The sequence below is a fragment of the Mesorhizobium sophorae genome (assembly GCF_002270415.1).
Taxonomy (GTDB): domain Bacteria; phylum Pseudomonadota; class Alphaproteobacteria; order Rhizobiales; family Rhizobiaceae; genus Mesorhizobium; species Mesorhizobium sophorae.
The window spans coordinates 146526-166671 of the sequence record NZ_NNRI01000012.1 but is presented as its reverse complement, the minus strand read 5'-3'; the positions used below and the strand labels follow the sequence as shown (position 1 = coordinate 166671).

The 20146-nt window shown below is 64.0% G+C and carries 19 protein-coding genes; 8 read left to right on the top strand and 11 right to left on the bottom strand.

What is annotated here, in order from left to right; genetic code table 11:
- The first annotated feature begins 123 nt into the window (after positions 1-123).
- Positions 124-1659: a winged helix-turn-helix domain-containing tetratricopeptide repeat protein gene (locus tag CGZ66_RS18035; RefSeq protein ID WP_095086061.1), complete on the top strand. Its 1536-nt coding sequence runs from the start codon at positions 124-126 to the stop codon at positions 1657-1659.
- Here the strand turns inward: CGZ66_RS18035 and CGZ66_RS18030 are convergent.
- The 3 genes from CGZ66_RS18030 to CGZ66_RS39195 all read right to left on the bottom strand — a co-directional run bounded on the left by CGZ66_RS18030 (position 1635) and on the right by CGZ66_RS39195 (position 4096).
- Positions 1635-1964, bottom strand: coding sequence for a hypothetical protein (locus CGZ66_RS18030; RefSeq protein WP_095086719.1), 330 nt, complete (start codon positions 1962-1964; stop codon positions 1635-1637). The genes CGZ66_RS18035 and CGZ66_RS18030 overlap by 25 nt on opposite strands.
- Before the next feature lie 75 nt (positions 1965-2039).
- Positions 2040-3614, bottom strand: coding sequence for an FAD-dependent monooxygenase (locus tag CGZ66_RS18025; protein WP_206073725.1), 1575 nt, complete (start codon positions 3612-3614; stop codon positions 2040-2042).
- On the bottom strand, positions 3611-4096 hold the full coding sequence (locus CGZ66_RS39195; protein ID WP_143748783.1) for a hypothetical protein: 486 nt from the start codon (positions 4094-4096) through the stop codon (positions 3611-3613). Before CGZ66_RS39195 ends, CGZ66_RS18025 begins: the two co-directional genes overlap by 4 nt.
- On the opposite strand from CGZ66_RS39195, the gene CGZ66_RS18015 reads away from it, so the two are divergent.
- From CGZ66_RS18015 to CGZ66_RS18000, 4 genes are all read left to right on the top strand, one after another.
- Positions 4095-5093 (top strand): LacI family DNA-binding transcriptional regulator, encoded by a 999-nt coding sequence (locus tag CGZ66_RS18015; protein WP_095086054.1) that lies wholly within the window; start codon positions 4095-4097, stop codon positions 5091-5093. The two genes, CGZ66_RS39195 and CGZ66_RS18015, sit on opposite strands and share 2 nt — an antisense overlap.
- The gene (locus CGZ66_RS18010) at positions 5090-6607 is read left to right on the top strand and encodes a sugar ABC transporter ATP-binding protein (protein ID WP_095086051.1); all 1518 of its coding nucleotides are present in this window, start codon (positions 5090-5092) and stop codon (positions 6605-6607) included. Before CGZ66_RS18015 ends, CGZ66_RS18010 begins: the two co-directional genes overlap by 4 nt.
- Positions 6607-7656 carry an ABC transporter permease gene (locus tag CGZ66_RS18005; protein WP_095086048.1) on the top strand — a complete coding sequence of 350 codons (1050 nt, stop codon included), beginning with the start codon at positions 6607-6609 and terminating at the stop codon, positions 7654-7656. Before CGZ66_RS18010 ends, CGZ66_RS18005 begins: the two co-directional genes overlap by 1 nt.
- 67 nt (positions 7657-7723) lie before the next feature.
- Complete coding sequence (locus tag CGZ66_RS18000; protein ID WP_095086045.1) at positions 7724-8707, top strand: substrate-binding domain-containing protein; 984 nt, start codon at positions 7724-7726, stop codon at positions 8705-8707.
- A 179-nt stretch (positions 8708-8886) separates the two neighbouring features.
- Here the strand turns inward: CGZ66_RS18000 and CGZ66_RS17995 are convergent, their stop codons facing one another.
- The 7 genes from CGZ66_RS17995 to CGZ66_RS17965 form a co-directional block, all read right to left on the bottom strand.
- Positions 8887-9861 (bottom strand): nucleoside hydrolase, encoded by a 975-nt coding sequence (locus CGZ66_RS17995; protein WP_095086042.1) that lies wholly within the window; start codon positions 9859-9861, stop codon positions 8887-8889.
- A gap of 108 nt (positions 9862-9969) precedes the next feature.
- Positions 9970-10905 carry a phosphatidate cytidylyltransferase gene (locus CGZ66_RS17990; protein WP_095086039.1) on the bottom strand — a complete coding sequence of 312 codons (936 nt, stop codon included), beginning with the start codon at positions 10903-10905 and terminating at the stop codon, positions 9970-9972.
- The gene (locus CGZ66_RS17985) at positions 10905-11567 is read right to left on the bottom strand and encodes a lysophospholipid acyltransferase family protein (RefSeq protein WP_095086713.1); all 663 of its coding nucleotides are present in this window, start codon (positions 11565-11567) and stop codon (positions 10905-10907) included. Before CGZ66_RS17985 ends, CGZ66_RS17990 begins: the two co-directional genes overlap by 1 nt.
- Positions 11564-12004, bottom strand: a complete 441-nt coding sequence (locus CGZ66_RS17980; RefSeq protein WP_095086036.1) for a hypothetical protein — start codon at positions 12002-12004, stop codon at positions 11564-11566. Before CGZ66_RS17980 ends, CGZ66_RS17985 begins: the two co-directional genes overlap by 4 nt.
- A complete protein-coding gene (locus CGZ66_RS17975) occupies positions 12001-13326 on the bottom strand; it encodes a phosphatase PAP2/dual specificity phosphatase family protein (protein WP_095086710.1) in 1326 nt (441 codons plus the stop codon). Before CGZ66_RS17975 ends, CGZ66_RS17980 begins: the two co-directional genes overlap by 4 nt.
- A 5-nt stretch (positions 13327-13331) precedes the next feature.
- Positions 13332-15110, bottom strand: a complete 1779-nt coding sequence (locus tag CGZ66_RS17970; protein ID WP_167392155.1) for a bifunctional alpha/beta hydrolase/class I SAM-dependent methyltransferase — start codon at positions 15108-15110, stop codon at positions 13332-13334.
- Between the two features lie 37 nt (positions 15111-15147).
- Entirely contained in the window at positions 15148-15756 is a 609-nt protein-coding gene (locus CGZ66_RS17965; protein WP_095086707.1) for a CDP-alcohol phosphatidyltransferase family protein, read from the bottom strand.
- Between the two features lie 251 nt (positions 15757-16007).
- On the opposite strand from CGZ66_RS17965, the gene CGZ66_RS17960 reads away from it, so the two are divergent.
- The 3 genes from CGZ66_RS17960 to CGZ66_RS17950 all read left to right on the top strand — a co-directional run bounded on the left by CGZ66_RS17960 (position 16008) and on the right by CGZ66_RS17950 (position 19510).
- A complete protein-coding gene (locus tag CGZ66_RS17960; RefSeq protein ID WP_095086704.1) occupies positions 16008-16487 on the top strand; it encodes a MarR family winged helix-turn-helix transcriptional regulator in 480 nt (159 codons plus the stop codon).
- Positions 16484-17653 (top strand): HlyD family secretion protein, encoded by a 1170-nt coding sequence (locus CGZ66_RS17955; protein ID WP_095086031.1) that lies wholly within the window; start codon positions 16484-16486, stop codon positions 17651-17653. Before CGZ66_RS17960 ends, CGZ66_RS17955 begins: the two co-directional genes overlap by 4 nt.
- Before the next feature lie 324 nt (positions 17654-17977).
- A complete protein-coding gene (locus CGZ66_RS17950; protein ID WP_095086028.1) occupies positions 17978-19510 on the top strand; it encodes a DHA2 family efflux MFS transporter permease subunit in 1533 nt (510 codons plus the stop codon).
- Between the two features lie 48 nt (positions 19511-19558).
- Here the strand turns inward: CGZ66_RS17950 and CGZ66_RS17945 are convergent, their stop codons facing one another.
- Positions 19559-20074: a CAP domain-containing protein gene (locus CGZ66_RS17945; RefSeq protein WP_095086025.1), complete on the bottom strand. Its 516-nt coding sequence runs from the start codon at positions 20072-20074 to the stop codon at positions 19559-19561.
- Between the last annotated feature and the right edge of the window lie 72 nt (positions 20075-20146).

Sequence of the window (20146 nt, the reverse complement as noted above, 5' to 3'; positions counted from 1 at the left end):
TGCTGTCTCTCCAAGCGGCCAGTTTGATTGAAATTGCGCACTGGGCAATAATGCACCAAATCCCGTGCCGTATTGATGTGGGTTCGACGCGGCATGATGTGCAGTGTCCGGGGAGGGGTCCCAATGACGACGGCGACTGCCGGTCAGCTTTTCCGGTTCGGCGGATACACTCTCGACCTGGACAGGGGAACGTTGCGTGGCGTCAACGAGTCGCTGTTCCTGCGCCCGAAGGCCTACGCGCTGCTTTCGCACCTTGCCCGCAACATGGGCCGCGTCGTTCCGAAATCGGAACTGATGGATGTCGTATGGCCGGGTGTCTACGTCACCGAGGATTCGCTGACCCAGTCGATCCGCGAAATCCGCAAGGTGCTCGGCGATGACATGGTGCGTACTGTATCCAAGCGCGGCTATATGCTCGCCGCCGAAGCCGAGACTGCGCCGGAGATCGGGGCGCAGCCGGTCGTGGCCGTGATACGCTTTCGCAACGACAGCGGTGATCCGACCGACGAGGCGGTGGTCGACGGCTTTGCCGAGGATATCATCAACGGCCTGGCGCGCTTTGGGACGGTCACGGTGCTCGCCCGCAATTCGAGTTTTTCGTTCGCCTCCTTCGGACGCGACGAGTGGTCTCAAATCCGCGCCCGCATCGGCGCCGACTATCTTGTCGAAGGATCGCTGCGACGCCAAGGCGAACAAGTCATAACCGCAGTGAACCTGATCGACATCGCGACTGCGAGCCAACTCTGGGGCGACCGCTACCAGTCGCAGGGCACAGGCCTGTTCGCCATCGAGCAGGAGGTCGTCGAGCAGATCGTCGGCAGGCTGGTCACGCGGGTCACCAATGCAGGGCTGCAACAGGCATCGCGCAAGCCGGTCACCAGCCTGGCGGCTTATGAACTGGCGTTGCGTGGCTTTGCGCTGTTGCGCGATCCCGCTCAGACCGACCAGAAAGGTGCGGAGGCAATGTTCGAGGCGGCAATCGCCAAGGATCCGAACTATGGACTGGCCTACACCTACCTTGCTCTGACCAAGGCATTGGATGGGGAATTCGGACGCGCCAGCGACGCAGTGCTCGAAAATGCGCGCGATCTCGCCGACAAGGGCCTGGCATTGTCGCCGGACCAGCCGACCGGCCATCGTGTGCAGTCATTGATCAGGCTGTATATGCGCGACCATGAAGCGGCCGAGCATCACATGCGTATCGCGCTGCAGCTCAATCCCTACGATGCCGACTGCATCGAGCAGATGGGCATGCTGCTCACCATGCGCGGCCGGCCGCTCGATGCACTGACGTGGCTCGCGCGCGGCATCCGCATCGATCCCTTGCACCCGCACTGGTACCAGTTTGACCGGGCTCTGGCGCTCTACATGATGGGGGAATACCGGCAGGCGGCGGAGGCGCTGGAGCTAGCCACGCGTCCGGCACCCTGGATACGCACCAGGCTGGCGGCCTGCTATGCCCAGATAGGCGACATGGAACGGGCGCGGCGGCAGATCGCCCTCATCGAGGAGGGCGATCCGTTTTCGCCGATCGACTATGCTCTGCGCGGCGTACCATTCGAGAACAAGGTCGACGCCGAGCATCTCGCGGAAGGCGTCAGCCTCGCCCTCGGCGAGACCACGTCCGAGACCGGTCAATCGACGACCACCACGATATAGCGGCCCTGATAGGCACGGTAGTATGTGCCGCCGCAACGCCAGACATCGAAGCCGTTGACCTTGGTGCGCACGCAGCCTGTCGGCAGTGTGGCGACCCAAGCCGTGGTGTGTCTCAGCACGCGCCATGCTGTGGTCCGCCGCGCAACGCCTGCGGCACTGCGGGGCGTCCAGGGCTGACCGATACGCGCTTCGGCCTGGCTGACGAATGACAGCGCCGGCAGGGTGCTGCCGATGATCTCTACGGCGAGGCCAATTGCGGCCGCCGTGGCGATCAAGCTGATTTTATTCACGGATTCTATAGGCATTTTCTCTCTCCTGATTTTGGTCATGATGAAACGTCTTTCAGTACGTGCGAATGCGCCGCCGTTGGGTTGGCGCATTCAAGCCAGGCTGTGCATGGTGCCCGAGATGCGATAGGGCGCGCGCTCGGCGATCCTCGGCCTAATGGCGAGGCCTGCAATGTACCGCTGGAAGGACGCTGCCTCCTGGACCGGCGAGGCCAGCGCGACATGGCCGTCCGGCCTCACCAGATAGGCGCCGTCGCGCTGCAGGCCAGCGGCCTTGGCCGTGTCCGACCAGGCGAAGGCATGGATTGGGATACCGGCGGGCGCAAGCATCGCCCGGAACTCGGCATTGAGTTCTCCATAGACATGCACCTGCCAATCCAGCGAACGCAGCGGCTCGAAATCGTCGTCCCTGGTGCCGGCGATATAGGGCAGGCGGTCGCCACCCTCGATCTTACCGGCCTTGCCGCTGCTGATCGGACTTTCGCGGTAGCGGATGCGGGTCTGCGAAATCAGCCCGAAAAACGCGCGCGATCCCGCCGTCGTCCCGAGCGCTATGCGCAGGATCTTCGGCATCAGGTAGCGGCGGAACAGCCCGACCAGCCGCGAGCGGCTGGTGGCGACCCGAAACGCCTGGTCGGTGCTGTCGATCAGCTTGCGGGCGAAGGCGATGCGCTCCGGCTCGTAGCTGTCGAGCAGGCGCTGGTCGGCGCGCCCCTGAACCACGGCGGCCAGTTTCCAGGCGAGGTTAACCGCATCGCCCATGCCGGTATTCATGCCCTGGCCGCCGGCCGGGCTGTGGATGTGGCCGGCATCGCCGGCGAGGAATACCCGGCCGATGCGGAAATTCTCGGCGACTCGATGATGCACGCGGTAGGTCGAGAACCAGTTGACCTGATGAACCTTGACGCCGGTGTCACGCTCGACATCGGCGCGGATCGTCTCGAAGGTGATCGACTCGTCGGCCTCATGCGCTTTCGGCACGATGCCGATCAGGCGCAGGGAGCCCGATTGCCGGACCGGCATGACGATGGCGAAGCCATAGGCGCTGATGACAGTGTCCATGCCATTGCGTGTGACGTCGCCACGACCGTCGACGTCGGCGACGTAGAAAGACTGTTCGTAGGTGCCGCCGGGAAAGCCGATGTTCAGCCCGTGGCGCACGGCGCTGCGAGCGCCATCGCAACCGACCAGGTAGGCGGCACTGACCGTTTCAGTGCGGCCGTCCCTATTCAAGGTAACGACGACAGCATCGCCCTTGTCCTCGAAGGCGACCAGCTCCGTGTCGCGCTCGACCTTGATGCCGGCACGTTCCAGGTGCGTGATCAGCACGCGCTCGTGGATGTCCTGCGGCAACGCGAAAGCGAACGGGTAGGGGCTGATGCCGCGGCCGAAGTCGGCCAGCGGCAGCCTGGCTGCTATGCCGGCAGGCGTGTGCACGGTGAGCTGTTCGATCCGCACGCCGGCGGCGAGCACGTCCTCGACGATGCCGATCTGGCGATGGAACTCCAGCGTACGTGCCTGGACGGCCAGCGCACGCGAGGTTTCGCCGGGGCCGGACGCCTTGTCGAAGATGCGGATCGGCACGCCGAGCCGCGTCAACCAGAGCGCGAGCGTCAGCCCGGTCGGCCCGGCGCCGGCAATGAGGACCTTGGTCTTCGACATGCTCATTCTTCTTCTCCTTGAACAGTGCGGACTTTTTCGCCAGCCGCATGGTCTTGCGATTTCGGGGCCGAAAAATCCCGATTCGTTTCTGAAAATTTTCCGATGTTTGGTTGAGTTGGTCGTCTGCTTGCGCGGGCACTGCCACCGCCTGGAGCTATCGGCGCGGCAAGGATCGCGACACGGCGGAACGGCGCTGTTGCCTTGAGCGGACAAGCCTCGGAAGAGCGTCGCTTGACAGCGCCAAGGGATACCCCGGTCAGTTTCATCGAATGCGCATCGAGCAAAATCGAAACGAAGGTGATCGGCCGATCCTGCAAGACGCCCATCTTTTGGGGGCGACGAGAATTGGGCCGGAAAAGGCTATCGAAGCGATTGCGCAAACGTTTCGATGGTCCTATGGTTTCCGAAAATCCGCCAAGACCAATGAGAGCGGACTGGAACGCATCATCAGGGAGGAGCGCTTGCCAGCACTCCGTTTGAGTCACCATGCCGACAATGGCTGAGGTCGCGCGCCGCGCCGGCGTGTCGGTTTCGACCGTTTCGCATGTTATCAACCGCACCCGCTTTGTCTCGCCGCAGAAGGCGCAGCTCATCAATGATGCGATCGCCGCCATGGGTTATCAGCCCAACGAGCTGGCGCGATCGTTGAAAGTAGCCTCGACCAACAGCGTGGGCCTGGCGATCTCGGCGATTTCCAACCCCTATTTCACCGACATCATCTGCGCGGTGGAGGCCGAATGCGCACGCCTTGGCCTCATGGTCTTCCTCTCTGACACGCAGGAGGATCCCGACCGCGAGCTTTCGGTGGTGCGCGCCTTCCACCAGCGGCGGGTCGACGGCGTCATCCTGGCGCCGTCGGGCGCGCCGCAACGGGCCATCGACTATCTGGCGGAGAAGAAACTGCCCTGCGTGCTCATCGACCGCTTCGCCGACGACCGATTCGACCAGATCGGCGTCGAGAACCAGTCGTCGATGCGCGCGCTGATCGATCACGTCGCCTCCTTCGGCCACAAGCGCATCGGCTACATCGCCGGCCAGCCGGATCTGGCGACGACGCGCGAACGCATCGACGCTTTTCGCGGGTCGCTGGCCGCCAATGGACTCGAGTGCCTGCCGCACTATGTCTCGCCGGAGAACGTCGACACGGCGAGCGCAACGGCATCGACCCACGCAATCCTGTCATTGCCTTCGCCGCCTACGGCATTGGTCACCGGCAACAACATGACGACGATCGGAGCGGTGCGGGCGATCCGCGAACGAGGCCTTTCGATCCCGGCGGACCTTTCGCTTGCCGGCTTCGACGATTTCGAATGGGCGGACTGCTTCGAGCCGCGCCTGACGCTTGTCGCCCAGCCCTGTACCGAGATCGGACGGCAGGCGGCTGCCTTGCTCTGCGCCCGCATCGCATCCACCGGTTTGGAGCCGCAAGCGGTGCGGCTGCAGGCCACTCTGCAGGTCCGTCAATCCTGCGCGAGGCCGGCATGAGTGCGCCACTGCTGTCGGTCACCGGCGCGGTCAAGCGCTTTGGCGGCGTCCAGGCGCTGCGTGGCGTCGACTTCGACCTCAAACCCGGCGAGATCCACGCGCTGCTCGGCGAAAACGGCGCCGGCAAGTCGACCCTCATGAACCTGTTGTCGGGTGTCTATGCGCCGGACGAGGGCACCATCCAGATCGACGGCAAGCCAGTGCGCTTCAACAACCCGCGTGAAGCGCAGGCGGCCGGCATCGCCACCATTTTTCAGGAGCTCGACCTGGTGCCAACGCTCGACGTGGCGGCCAACCTCTTCCTCGGCCGCGAACTGATGCGGCCGGGCGGCTTCCTCGACGTGCCGGCGATGCGCAGCGAGGCCCGCAAGCGGCTCGAAGCCATAGAGCTTGCCATCGATCCCGCCAGTATGGTTGCGAACCTTTCGATCGGCCAGCGCCAGGTGGTGGCGATCGTCAAGGCGCTTTCCTACGCCTCGCGCGTGCTGATCATGGACGAGCCGACGGCAGCACTGACGGTGGGCGAGGTCGAAAGGCTGTTCGACATCATGCGCAAGCTCGCCGCCAGCGGCGTCGGCATCGTCTATATCTCGCATCGCCTGGAAGAGGTGCCGCAGATCGCCGACCGGGTTACGGTGATGCGCGACGGTCGCGTCGCCGGCGTCACCGAGCCGCATGCGCCGCAGGCCGAGCTGGTGCGCCTTCTGGTCGGGCGACCGCTGGATGAGCTTTATCCCGAGCGCGCCAGGGAGGCTGGCAAGACGCTGCTCAGCCTGCGCAATGCGAGCTTCAGGCTCGCCCATGAAAGCGCTGGATGGCAGCCGCCGACAGGCATCTCACTCGACGTCAAGGCGGGTGAGATCGTCGGGTTGGCCGGCATCATGGGGGCAGGGCGTACCGAGCTCTTGAGCGCGCTCTACGGCACCGGCCTTACAGGCCGCTGGGAAGGTGATGTCGCGGTCGACGGCCGCCCGGTAAAGCTCGATTCCATCAAGGCCGCACGCGACGCCGGCATCGCCTTCGTCACCGACGATCGGCGCGGCAGCGGTCTGATGCTGAGGATGGCGGTGGGCCTCAACCTGGTCATGTCGGTGATCCGGCGCATCTCACCCTTCGGGCTGATGTCGGCGCGCCGGCAGGCGGACGCGGTGAAGCAGTCCTTCGGCCAGTTCGATATCAGGCCGAAGAATCCCGACATCGCCGTCGGCGCGCTTTCGGGCGGCAATCAGCAGAAGGTGGTGCTCGCCAAGGAGATCCTCGGCAATCCCCGGCTGCTGCTGCTCGACGAACCGACGCGCGGCGTCGATGTCGGCGCCAAGGGTGAGATCTACACACGGCTGCGGCAACTGGCTGCACAGGGCCTCGGCATCCTGGTCGCTTCCAGCGAGATGCCGGAGCTGATCGGCCTGTGCGACCGCATCGTGGTGCTGCGCCAAGGGCGCAACGTGGCGGAATTCATCGGCGGCGTCGACGAGCACACGGTGCTTGACGCGGCAAATGGCAGGGAGGCCTGATGTCTGAGCAGAAGATTTCGGCGGCAAGCGGCCCGGTGGCCGCAGCACCGGTGCATCGCGATCCGCTAGCCTTGGTGGTGCGCTTCCAGAGCCTGATCGGCCTCGTCGTCGTGGCCATCGGCGGCATCATCTTCTCGCCGCGGCGGCATGGCGAAATCCTGTTCCTCAATCCCGACAACATCGCCAACATCGTTCGCGCCGTGTCCGAGACCGGCATCATCGCCATTGGCATGACCTTCGTCATCATCACCGCCGGCATCGACCTTTCTGTCGGCGCTGTGCTCGGGCTCTCCAGCGTCGTCACGGCATCGATGATGATCTCGGGCGGCTTCGGGCTCATCCCCACCATCCTCGCGGTGCTCGTCATGGGCATCGTCTTCGGCGTCATCCAGGGCACCATCTCCAGCCGCTTCCGGCTCGAGCCGTTCATCGTGACGCTCGCCGGCCTGCAGGCGGCGCGCGGACTGGCGCTGGTCGTGTCGGGCAATCAGTACATCAACATTTCCTATGGCGACGGGCCGGGGCTGGCGCCACCGGTGTTCGCGGTGCTGGGTGAGCGGCTGTTCGACAACACCGTGCCTGTGGCGACGATCGTGTTCATCGTCTTTGCCGCGATCGCCACGATCGTGCTCAACACCACACGTTTCGGCCGCTATGTCTTTGCCGTCGGCGGCAACGAGCGCGCGGCGCGTATTTCCGGCGTGCCGGTGTCGATGGTCAAGATATCGGTCTACGCCATCACCGGCTTTGCCGCCGCACTTGCCGGCATTGTGCATGCTGGCCAGTTCAATTTTGGCAGTGCCAATGACGGCATGGGCTACGAGCTTACCGCGATTGCCGCCGTGGTCATCGGCGGCACCAGCCTGTTCGGCGGCGCCGGCTCGATGGTCGGCACCGTCGCCGGCACCATTATGCTCGGCGCGCTCGCCAACATCCTTCAGCTCAACAACATCACCCCCGCCATGCAGCTGCTCGCGACCGCCGCGATCATCGTGCTGGCGGCAGTGCTTCAATCCCTCGTTCGTCGCCGCGAGGGTTTGGGTCGTTAGGAGGTTGGCGGCAGGAAGTCGAAGTCAACCAAGGTCTGGCCCCGGCCCGACGAGGAGGAGAGTGAGTATGAAAACCACAAGACAAAGGCGTGCCCTCAAGACCGTGCTTCTGGCAGGCGCTGGCCTGTGCATCGCGGGAGCCGCCCATGCTGCCGACCCGATGGTCAAGGCCTGCGCCAAGGACGGCCAGTTCATCATCGGCTTTTCGCAAGCCAACAATGCCGAACCCTATCGTCAGCACGTCAATGACGAGCTGACCGCGGCGGCCAAGGAAGTGCCGGGCTTCACGCTGCAGATCGCCGACGGCGCCGGCAACGTCAACACGCAGACCTCGCAGGTCGACAATTTCATCACCCAGAAGGTCGATTTGCTGCTGATCTCGCCCTTCGAGGCGGCACCGCTGACGCCGGCGGTCAAACGCGCCATGGATGCCGGCATCCCGGTCATCGAACTCGATCGCAAGACGGTCGGCGATCCCGGCAAGGACTACACCGCTTTCATCGGCGGCGACAATTACAAGATCGCGCTCGAGGCGGGTAAGTATACCGCCAAGACCTTGCTGCCCGATGGTGGCGAAGCAGCCGTGCTCGAAGGACTGCCAAGCTCCACGCCCGCGGTCGAACGGCTGAACGGCTTCAAGGATGGCGTCAAGGAGAATGCCAAGATCCAGGTCGTCGCCGAGCAGGCGGCAGACTGGGTGCCGGACAAAGCTCAGACCGCCTTCTCGGCCATGCTGCAGGCGCACCCCGACATCAAGGTGCTTTATGCCTCGAACGACATGATGGCGGCCGGCGCGCTGCTCGCTGCCAAGGGTGCCGGCAAGGACGTCAAGATCATTGGCACCGACGGCTTGCCGGGACCTGCCGGCGGCATCGAGGCGGTGGCGAAAGGCGACTGGGCCGCGACCTTCACCTATCCGACCGGTGCCAAGGAAGCGATCGAGATGTCGAAGAAGATCCTGCTCGATTGTGCCACGTCGGTGGATTCGACGGTGACGGTGGAAACGACTGCGATCACGGCGGAGAACGCCAAGCAGCTCGCCGGCAAGTAAGCTCTTGTAGACTGTCCAGGGCGGGGTCCAGACCCCGCCCTGCGCGCGTTCGCAACCCTCACCGGCAAGTCGACCGGCTCTAATCGCGGTGGGTAAGAGTTCGCTGGATCACACGGGCGCGTGCCGTCACGGGCGAAGATAGCGATATCGCTACGACGACTATCCGGAGGAGGGGTGTGTCACCCCTTCTGCCTGTTCAGCCGCTCCAGCGCATCCACAATCAAGTCGCAGAATTTTTGATGGTCGAGCTTCATCGCAACGGTGTGGCGGAAGCCGACCTGCTCGCTCGCCGTGCCGCCGAAATGGCGCATGCCACCCATCTTCTCGAAATTGCAGACCGTCATGCCCTTGGTCCACCGGCCGGCAAGCTCGACGCGGATGTCGGCCTTCTCGGTGGTGAAGACGGTCGGGTCGATCATCGCCGCGACGCAGCACGCGTCATGGATGGCAGGATACTCGATCTGCAGGAGGCCCCCATGCGTGGTCGCAATGAACTCCCAGATATCGAGGATGAACTTGGCCATCGGGCCGCCGACGGCGCGCACCCTGTCCTGAAGTCCTTTGGTGGCCAGCGCCTGGTGCGTGAGATCGAGCCCCACCATGGTGACGTCCCAGTTGGCCCGGAACACCACATCGGCGGCTTCCGGGTCGGCATAGACGTTGAACTCAGCCGCGGGCGTTATGTTGCCTCTGGTATAGCTTCCCCCCATCGCGACGACGCGCTTCACCCGCTCGACGATGCGGGGGTCCTTGCGCACGGCAAGTGCAATGTTGGTGTACGGACCGACCGGCACCAGCGTGATCGTCTTCGGCTCATGCGCCATGACCGTGTCGATGATGAAGTCGACGGCATGGCGCTTGTCGAGCTCGAACGAGGCGGGCGGCAGCACAGGGCCATCAAGCCCGGTTTCGCCGTGGATCTCGATGGCCAGCACCTGATCGATGAGGAGCGGGCCGGGAGAGCCTTTGGCCACCGGCACCTTGATGCCGTAGGCGGTGCATACCGAAAGGGCATTGCGCGTGGTGTTTTCGACATTGTGGTTGCCCGACACCGTGGTGATGCCGAGGAGATCGATCCGTGGATTGCCTGCCGCCAGCAGGATGGCGATTGCGTCATCATGCCCAGGGTCGCAGTCCAGTATGATCTTTTCCATGTGGCACCTCTTTTGCCGGCCGAGCCTGTCGGGACAAGAGACTGCCGCATCTACGCCGTCAAGCATCTGGCGCTCAGTCGACCCAGCGTAGAGTTTCCAAACAGGCGCTCACACCGTCCAGAAATAGCGCACGATGTGAAAGAAGACCGGGGCAGCGAAGACCAGGCTGTCGGTGCGGTCCATCATGCCGCCATGACCTTCGATCAGATGGCCCCAGTCCTTGACGCCCTGGTCGCGCTTGATGGCCGAGGCGACCAGTCCACCCAGAAAACCCATCGAGCAGGCGACGAAAGCCACGGCTGCCGCCTGCAGCTGCGAGAACGGCGTCACGAACGACAACAGCGCGCCGAGCAGGCTCGCCGACACCAGGCCGCCAATCAGGCCCTCCCAGGTTTTCGAAGGCGAGACGTTCGGTGAGAAGCGGTGTTTCCCGAACAGCTTGCCGAAGATGTATTGCAGCACGTCGCTGCCTTGCACGACGATGATCAGGAAGGCGATCAGCAACAGGTTGCGGCCTTCGAAGCCTGGCACATTGAGGGTTAGCAGCGCCGGAACGTGGCTGACGCAATAGACCGAGATCATCACCGCCCATTGCTGGGCGGCGATCCGCTCGAGAAACCGTTCGGTGTCGCCATGCAGCGCGGTGATGGCCGGCATCAGCAGGAAGCAGTAGACCGGAATGAAGATGACGAAGAGCCCGTACCAGGCGGTCCACACCAGCCAGTATTGAAACGGTATGATGATGCCGAACATGCCGAGCAGCACCCAATGGTCGCTGCGGCTTGTATGCGTCAACGTCACGAATTCGCGCAGCGCCGCAAACGAAATCAGCGCGAACAGGATGGTCATGCCGTCGCGGCCGAAGAAGAAGGCGACCGTTATCAACACCACCATCACCCACCAGGCGTTGATGCGCTGGGTGAGGTTGACCAGCGTTGAACTGAGCGGCTTCGGCGCCCGCGCCGAAAGTATGGCGGCGACGATGCTGGCGGTGGTCAGCACCGCCAGCAGGCCGATGATCAGAATGGAGATTTCGTGGCGCATCAATCGTCTCGCTCGGGGCGCGGGTTGAGCGCCAGAAGCGTGGCGTGGGCGCGCTCGAGAAAGGCGCGGCGTTCTTCGCCCGGAGCCACCGCCACCGGTGCGCCGAAGACGACGCGGCACAGCAGCGGCACCGGCAGGAACTGGCCCTTGGGCAGCACGCGCGACATGTTCTCGATCCAGCAGGGGATCAGCTCGACCTCAGGCTGTGCCATCGAAAGATTGTAGAGCCCCGAGCGGAAGGCCAGCAACGGCTCCTCGGTCATGTTGCGGGTGCCCTCGGGAAACAGGATCAGCGAATGGCCCTGGTCGAGAACGGACAACATGATTTCGATCGGGTTTTCTTCAGGTCTCGTCCATTGCCGGTTGATGAGCACCGACGACAGCATGTCCTCGGCGATGAAGCGTCGCAGCCGCGACTTTCCCCAGTACTCTCCGGCGGCAACCGCGTGGGTGACCGCGCGCTCTTTCTCGCTCAGGCAGGCCGACAGCAGGATGAAGTCTCCGTGGCTGGTGTGATTGGCGAAATAGATGCGCTGCCGGTCGGACGGCAGGCTGCCATTCCAGATCGGACGCACCCCGGTCACAACCCAGGCCAGCGCCGACAGGCCGACGGAGGTTACCGTCTGCAGCAAGGTGAAGGTCGTGAGCGAAAGCTTGCTCATCGCGGCGCCCAAAACCCCGCCGCCAGAAGCGTTGCGGCAAACAGGGCCAGCGCGGCGCGCTGCTTGAACAGCAAGCGACGGGTGCCGGCCATGCGGTCGTCGAGCGGGCGTGTCGTGGAGGGCGAAGTTTTCAGGCGCATGCGCGCCAGTATGTCATCCACCGCGGCGCCACCGGAAGCCTCGTCGTGGCTGGTCATCAGCCGGAACAACAGCGCGTCGAACACCAGAAGCGCCGACAGCGCCAGCACGGCAACCGCGCTCGCGGCTGTGGCCGACAGCGCAATGGCCGCAGGCAAGGTCTCGAAGGCGCCGCGCGTCGAAGCAGCCAAAGGCGCAAGAATATTTGCGGCCACCACAGTCGCAGCCGGCCATGCGGCTTGCTTCATCAGCATGCGGGCAAAGCGATCGGCCCGTTCCTGGTCGGCATTGCCCGTCATGACGCCGCCTGCTCCGCGGCCTCGGCAAGATGAACTGGCCGGCCGGTCGCCATCAGCATCTCGCGGGCAAGCTTCGGCGTCCCGGCCCTACCGGTTGCCACCAGCCACTCGGCGACAACGCCGGCGCTGCGCTGGAAACCGAGCGCGCAGCAGACCAGCACCGTACCGCCGCGGCGCGCGCTCTCCAGCGCACTGGCTGCCTGCTCAAGCATCGTCACGGGCGGCGGCAACAGGTCGATCATCGGAAAGCTGATCCAGCGGCAATCTGCGGCCGCCGGCTTTTCAAGTTCGGCGGCGAGGTCGATCACTGTGCCGAAGCCGCTGGCCTCGCTTGCCGTCGGAAAGCGGCCGAGAAAGACACCGTCACTGACGGCCACGAACGGCGGGAGCTTACGCGTCCAAATCGCGGCATTCACCCCAGCGCCCAGCCGGTAGGGCCAAAGCAGGACGCGGCTTGCCAGGGACACATGACCTTCCGCAGTTTTTTGGAACACCTTTGCGCCGGCCCCGGCATAGCCGAAGGCGACGATGGCCAGCGCCAATGCCGGCCAAAGCAGGATGAGTGCCGTGGCGAAAAAGAAGGCGCCAAGCGCGGCTCCGCCCAGCGCAAGGACGGCGCCCAGCGCATAGAACAGCGCCAACCGACGCGCCTTGGTATCGCTGGTCAGCCGGGCGCCTGAAAACGGCAACTCGCCGGCGCGCGGAAACAGCCACAGGGCGAAGAACCCCAGCAGCGCGCCCGTCGGGATGTCGATGAAATGATGTTGCCAGGTCGTCAGCACCGAGGCGCCGATCAGGAAGCACCAGCCATGCCAGAGCGGCAGGAGAAGGCCGCCGAGCCGGTGGCGCCAGTGATCCCAGATGATCACCAGCAGGGCGATGTGCAGCGAGGGCGCCTGGTTGAACGGTTTGTCGAAACCGCCAAGCACGGCAAACAGGAAGCCCGGCAGGCCGCTCGTTGCAGGCCGCACGAACGTCAGCGTTAGCGGGAACAGGATGAAACAGGCAACGGCGACGATCTGCGCGGTGAGATAGCGCCCGGCCAGGCGGTCGACCCCTTGCCTGCTGTCGTTGAGCAGCAGCGACAGGCCGTAGAACAGGTTGATCGACCAGTAGGGCACGATGGTCCAGGCGAGGAAGGGGATGCTGTGCTCCCAGGCGAACACGATGCTGCCGACGTCGTCGCGCCGCGACGACAGCCAGTTGGCGAAGCCGTAGCTGAGGTAGAAGAACGGCGCTAGGAAGGCCAGCCAAAGGGCTGCCCTGACGACCACCCGGCCATAAGGTTCTGCGCGCACCGTGGATGCAAGCGATGACGCCATCCTGTTCAGCGGCGCCGTGCGACCGAGACGGTGAAGATTCCCCATTGGTCGATGCGCTGCTCGAGCTTGTCGAAACCGGCGGCTTCGACGAGCTGGTCCATCTCGCCTTGCGTGCGCCGGCGCATCACCCAGGCCTGGCCGCCGCGATGCGAGGTCAGGCTGCGGGCGATCATCTCGATCTGCGGATGCCAGGGCTGGTTGGTGTAGAGCAACAGGCTCCCCGGCTGCATGGCGCTGGCCAATCCACCGAGCGAGCGGGCGATCATCGCGTTGTCCGAGAACAGTTCGTAGAGGCCGGAAACGATGGCGAGGTCGGGCGCCGGATCGATCGAGGCGAGCATGTCGGCATCGAAAGCGTCCGCGCGCTGGAACGAGACGCTCGCCGGCAATTGCCGCTCGGCAATCAACTTGCGGCCAAGCTGGACATTGAGGTCGGAGTAATCCTGCAGGCGCACGCTCGCCGGCTGGTCGGGGCTCTTCACGATGGCGTCGAGAACATAGCGGCCATGGCCGGCGGCGATGTCGAGAATGTGCGCTGGCCGTCCAGTGGCCTTGAGCGTCGCCAGGCAAGAGCCGATCAGCTCTTCGAGATGCAGCTTGCGCTGGCGGATGCCGCGCCAGCCGATGGCTTCCAGGAAGATGCGGTCGACGAAGCGGCCAAGCGGCGTAAGACCGCGCGCGTCGTTTTCGTAAACGTAATCCAGCGTCGAGCCGGAATCGAAGCCGGTGGTGACGCCCGCCTTCATGCCCGACGAGACCCAGGCGCCCATGCGGATGGAGGCACGGCTGAATGCCCAATAGAGGCCCTTCGGCGATAAGAGGTCGAGCGGCGACGCAAGCCTGTCGGCCTCATCGCGCGTGTACCCGGCGATATCAGCCTGCTTCAGGTCGACAGGCGCATCCGGCGACGCGAACTGCTTTTCCAGGAACGGCCGGATCAGGTCGAGGGCCTGCGCCCGGTCGCGTTCGCCCAGCGTGTCGTGGAAGAAACCCGGCAACACGTGGCGTTCCTTTGTGCGGCTGCCGAGATTGACGAAAAACGCGTGCTGCGGGCCGTGGCGCACCACCCAGTCGCTACCGGAAAGCAGAAGCTGCGTCGGCACGGTGATGGCGCGGGCGTCCGCAACGATGCGTGCTGCGTGCTGGTAGAGTTCGACCAGGATGTTGGAGGCGATCGGCCGCGTGATCAGCGGATCGCTCTCGAAGGACGCAATGCGCACGGGATCGTGGGTCAGGAACTTCGCCTTGACGTAGGAATTGACGAAGAAGCGGCCTTTGATGTTCTGCCAGAACGCGATGCCTTCCTTGGCGAAGGGCACGTAGAGCTTGACCGAAAAGGCTGGTGAAGCCAGCACCATGGCACGCAGCTTCGGTGCATAGTCGTGCACCCAGGCGGCGGCGAGCACGGCGCCGAAGGATTGCGCGATCAGTGCAATATCCTGCGTGGCGAAGCCATCCCGGGCGGCGATCTCGCGCATGAAACAGTCGATGTCGCGCACCAGGGCCGAGAAGGAAGGGGCATAGCCGCGCTCGCCGGACGAGCGGCCATTGCCGCGGGCATCCCAGGCATAGAAGGCGTGGTCAGGCATCTGCAATTCGTCGACGAGATGGGCCATGCGACCGCCGTGCTCGTGGCCGCGGTGGAAGAGCACGACCGCGCCCTTGGCATTGGCGGAAGCTGCCGGCCAGAAGCGGTAGAAGATCTCCGTCCCGTCATGGCTGCGGAAGACACGCTCTTGCGCTTGCCGCTCAAGGCTTTCCGCGGCGATCGGTTCGTGCATCATGGTCTCTCCCTCGGGCGGCATGGCGAAGCCTCGATGCTTAGCTGGCGCTGCCAATAAGGCCAGCGCGTATCCGGTTTATGGCGGTCAACAGTGAAAGCGTTGCCATGGCCGGAAACACAAGCGGCGCGATGGAAGCCGGCCAGAGCCCGGCGGCGCACAACACTGCGACCACGCCCAGCGCCAGCGCCCTGTCGCTCTTGCCGAACGGCCCGGCATAATTACGCCCGATCCCGGCAGCGATGCCGAGCACGCCGGCGAATTCGGTCAGCACAGCGGTGAGGGCGAAGGCGACGACGCCCCATGGGCTGAACTGTGGAAAGACGGCGAACGGCAGGATCAGCGCAAGGTCCGAAACGACGTCGCAAAGCTCGTTCAGATACATGCCGAGCGTCGAAGCCTGCCCGTGTTCCCGCGCCAGCATGCCATCGACGGCGTTCAGCGCCATTCGCACGAACATCACGACGGGAACGAGCAGCAGCAGCGAGCGCCATTCATGCCAGATCGCGATGGACGTCCCGGCCGCGATCGACATCAGGGCGGCAAGGATGGTTATGCTGTTTGCTGTGACCCCGATCGCCGCTAGCCGATTGACCAGTGGCCGCAGCCTTCCCTGGAAAGCAGGCTTGAGAGCGTAAAGCGTCGGCATTTCGTTGATCCCCCGATCCTGACAGCGGCTGTACATCAATCTGTCACACTCGACCAGCGGCACGAAGCGGCGCCTCTCTAGCGCGCACATCCTGATGTGGTGGATGCGGTCATGCCGACTGCCATGGCCACCGACCAGACGTTCACCACCCGCTAACCATGATTGCGAAGCACGGCCGTCATGCACATTTGCCGGTTTCTGGTGCAACCCGGCATCTTGAATAATAAGCACGCTTATTATATATGCCGCTCATGGTTTCTGATGGCATAGACAGATTGGGCTTCTTGATCCACGACGTGCAGCGCCTGATGCGCAAGCGCTTCGAGGCGAGGGCCAGTGGCTTGGGGCTTTCTTCGGCGCAATGGCGGCTTCTGGTCCGCGTTGCCAAGGAAGATGGTGTTGCGCAGGCGCGGCTGGCCGAACTTCTTGAAATCGAGCCGATCAGCGTTTCGCGCCTGGTCGACCGCATGGAGGAGGGTGGCTGGATCGAGCGTCGTCCCGACGCAGCCGATCGCCGCGTCCGCATGATCTTCCTGACGCCCAAGGCGAGCGACGCCTACGCGGTGATCAAGAGCATCGCGGGAGAAGTCTACGAAGAATCGCTGGTCGGCGTGAAGCCGGAAGCCCGTCGCGTCCTGATCGAGGGACTTGAGGCGATGGTCCGCAACCTGACTGACGACGAGACGCCGTCCGTTGAAAAAGTGAAGAGTACAGAAGGCGCAGCAGCATGAACGCGGTAGCCAAGATAGACGAGAAGGTGACCGAGCTGGAAGTGGACGCGCCGGCGCAGCCGGCCGCGGCCCCGGTGGCGGTTGCTCCTCCGATGCAGCCGGCCCCGGCGCCGGTGAAGAACAAGCGCCGGCTGGGCCGCTCCCTGCTGATGGTTGCGCTGCCTGCGGCGCTGGCTATCGGCGGCGGTTACGTCTGGGTCACCGGCGGCCGCTACCAGGAGACGGAGAACGCCAATCTGCAGCAGGCCAAGGTGTCGATTGCTTCCGACACGGCAGGCCGCATCGTTCAGGTCGACATCGCCGATAACCAGCTGGTCAAGCAGGGCGATGTGCTGTTTGCGATTGACCCGGAGCCCTACCGGATCGCGCTGGCCCAGGCCGACGCGGCGGTGGCGGGCGCGCGTCTCAATGTCGAGCAGCTGCGCGCGGCCTATGGCCAGTCGATGGCACAGCAAAGGTCCGATGCCAGTGAGGTCGACTTCGCCCAGTCCCAGTTCGACCGTGCCGCCGACCTTGCCCAGAAGGGCATCAACGCCAAGTCGTCGCTCGACCAGGCCAAGAACGATCTCGACAAGGCAAAGCAGCAGCTGGCCGTTGCCGGGCAAGGCATCATCAGCGCCAAGGCAGCCCTTGGCGGCAATCCAGACATCGAGACCGACAAGCACCCGACCGTGATGGCCGCGCTCGCCGCGCGCGACAAGGCGGCCTACGATCTGGCGCAGACCACCGTCAAGGCGCCGGCCGACGGCGTCGTCAGCCAGGCCTCGTCGTTCAAGGTCGGTCAGTATGTCGGCTCCGGCACACCGCTGTTTTCGCTGGTCGAGACCGGCGACACCTGGATCGACGCCAATTTCAAGGAAACCCAGCTGACCCACATGAAGCCCGGCCAGAAGGCCGAGATCATGGTCGACACCTATCCGGGCAGAACTTTCGAGGCGACGGTCAAGGCGATCGGCGCCGGCACGGGAGCCGAATTTTCCCTGCTGCCGGCCCAGAATGCCACTGGCAACTGGGTCAAGGTCACGCAGCGCATTCCGGTGCGCCTGGAACTGACCGATGCCGACGCCAAGATGGCGTTGCGCACCGGCATGAGCGCGACCGTTACAGTCGACACCGGCGTTGCCCGCGGGTTTCCCGCCATATTCGGCCACGCTACGGCGGGCTAGGCGGCGGAGTAAAAATCGGCGCAAGCCCGTGGGGAACCAAGCGGGTGCAAGCCGGCAACAGGATTGGTCTGATGGGAGGAGTGGGAAGAATCAGCGTTTGGTTGGAGCCGCGTCGCGGCTCGACCGGAATCTGAAATCTTCGACACGGACCCCTCGGTCCTCATGTTTCCGGGCGGCAGGCATCCGCTCATCAGAGACTTTCGGTCGACGTAACCCCCACATCGACCATCGCGTCCCACCGCGAATGAGGGTCTCTCAACGGAAGGCCTTGCCGCCCGGAAACCTTTTCTACACGATTTTATTACCTGCCGGAAGTTCCGCATCATGAGCACGCCCGAACCCTTCAAAGAAGTGCCGCATCGTGGCCTGATCACGGTCGCGCTCATGCTGGCGACGATCATGCAGGCGCTCGACACGACGATCGCCAACGTTGCGCTGCCGACCATGACCGGCGATCTCGGCGCCTCGCCGGACAACATCAACTGGGTGCTGACGTCCTACATCGTTGCCGCCGCCATCATGACGCCGGTCACCGGCTGGCTGGCCGACCGCTTCGGCCGCAAGGAACTGTTCCTGACGGCGGTGGTCGGCTTCACCGTGTTCTCGATGCTGTGCGGCATCGCCTGGAGCCTGGAGAGCATAGTGTTCTTCCGGCTGATGCAAGGCGTGTTCGGCGCCGCGATCGTGCCGTTGTCGCAGACCTTCCTGCTCGACATCAACCCCAGGGAACGCCATGGCCAGGCGATGGCGATCTGGGGCGCCGGCATCATGCTGGGGCCAATTCTGGGCCCGACGCTCGGTGGCTGGCTGACCGAGAATTTCAACTGGCGCTGGGTGTTCTTCATCAACCTGCCGGTCGGCATTGTCGCCTTCCTCGGTATGGCCGCCTATTTGCCGGCTGTTGCCCGGCGGGTGCGCGGTTTCGATTTCTTCGGCTTCGCCATGATTTCGCTCGGCGTCGGCGCGCTTCAGCTGCTGCTCGATCGTGGCGGCGAGGTCGACTGGTTTTCCTCGAATGAGATCTGGATCGAGCTTGGTCTTTCGCTGACCGGCTTCTGGGTGTTCATCATCCACACGGTGACGGCGGAACATCCCTTCATCGATCCCAAGATATTCCTCGACCGCAATTTCGTGACCGGCCTGGCGTTCATCTTCGTCATGGGTGTGCTCATCCTGGCGAGCATGTCGTTGCTGCCGCCAATGCTGTCGACCATCTTCGGCTATCCGACCATCACCATCGGCGTTGTCCTTGGGCCACGTGGTATCGGCACCATGATTTCGATGCTCGTCGTCGGGCGGATCATGAGCAAGGTCGACGCCAGGATCCTCGTCGTCATCGGCTTTCTGCTGACCGCGCAGTCACTCTACACCATGTCCAGCTTCACGCCGCAGATGGACAACTGGCTGATCATCAGCTCCGGCGTCATCCAGGGCTTGGGAATGGGAATGGTGTTCGTGCCGCTGTCGACCGTGGCGTTCGCCACGCTTGACGTGCGCTTCCGCACTGATGCCACGGCCTTGTTCAGCCTGGTGCGCAATCTTGGCTCGTCCATCGGCGTGTCGGTCGTGACGGTTCTGATGGTGCGCAACACGCAGGTCAATCACACCGAGCTTTCGGCCTTCATCAATCCGTTCAACCCCAATTTGTGGGCGGTATCGCCGGCGGCCGCGAGCGGCGATCCAATGGCGCTTTCGGAGATTGATCGTATGGTCAATCTGCAGGCGATGATGATCTCCTACGTCAATGACTTCAAAATACTCATGGTGATGACGCTGATTTCCATTCCGTTTGTTTTCCTGCTGCGCAAGCCAAAGCAGGCGCCGGCCGGTGGCGCACCAGCCGCACACATGGACTAGATCGTCGCCCTCGAAATTCAAGGCGACGACCTATCGGGGAGTGCCGCCTTACCTTCCGAGCACAAGGCTCCAGTAGCGCAGGGCGCCGTCGCGGCCGTCGCGCACATAGGCGAGGCCAAAGCGGGTGAAGCGTGGGTCGAGCATGTTGCGCCGGTGGCCGGGCGAATGCGCCCATATGTCGAACAGCTTCTGCAGGTCGAAACGGCCCTCGGCAATATTCTCTGCGGCGGCGCCGGCAATGCGATTGTCCTTGACGCGCGAGGCGAAATCCTTGCCCCAGCCGGTGGTGTGGCTCATGCGGCCACGCCGCGCCATGTAGCCGGCCTGCTGCAGGGCGGCCTGCTCGAGCTGTGGGTCGGTAACCAGCGGCGGAAGGCCCGCCGAGGCGCGGATGCTGGCCAGTGTGCCGGTGGCGGACGAGGAGACGCCGGCGCCTTCGCCGGTGGGCAGCGAAACGGTGCTGCAGGCGGCAAGCCCGGCCACGGCTGCAAGGCCCACTGCCTTGAGCCATTTGCGTCTGTTCAAGTTCGCGATCTGGTCGTGTTCGATTCCCGAAGTGGTCATGCCTGCCTGAGATAGTCGCGATCATGGCTTTTGCCGGGCAGGGCGGTGGAAATCTGGAATCGAAACGGAAGT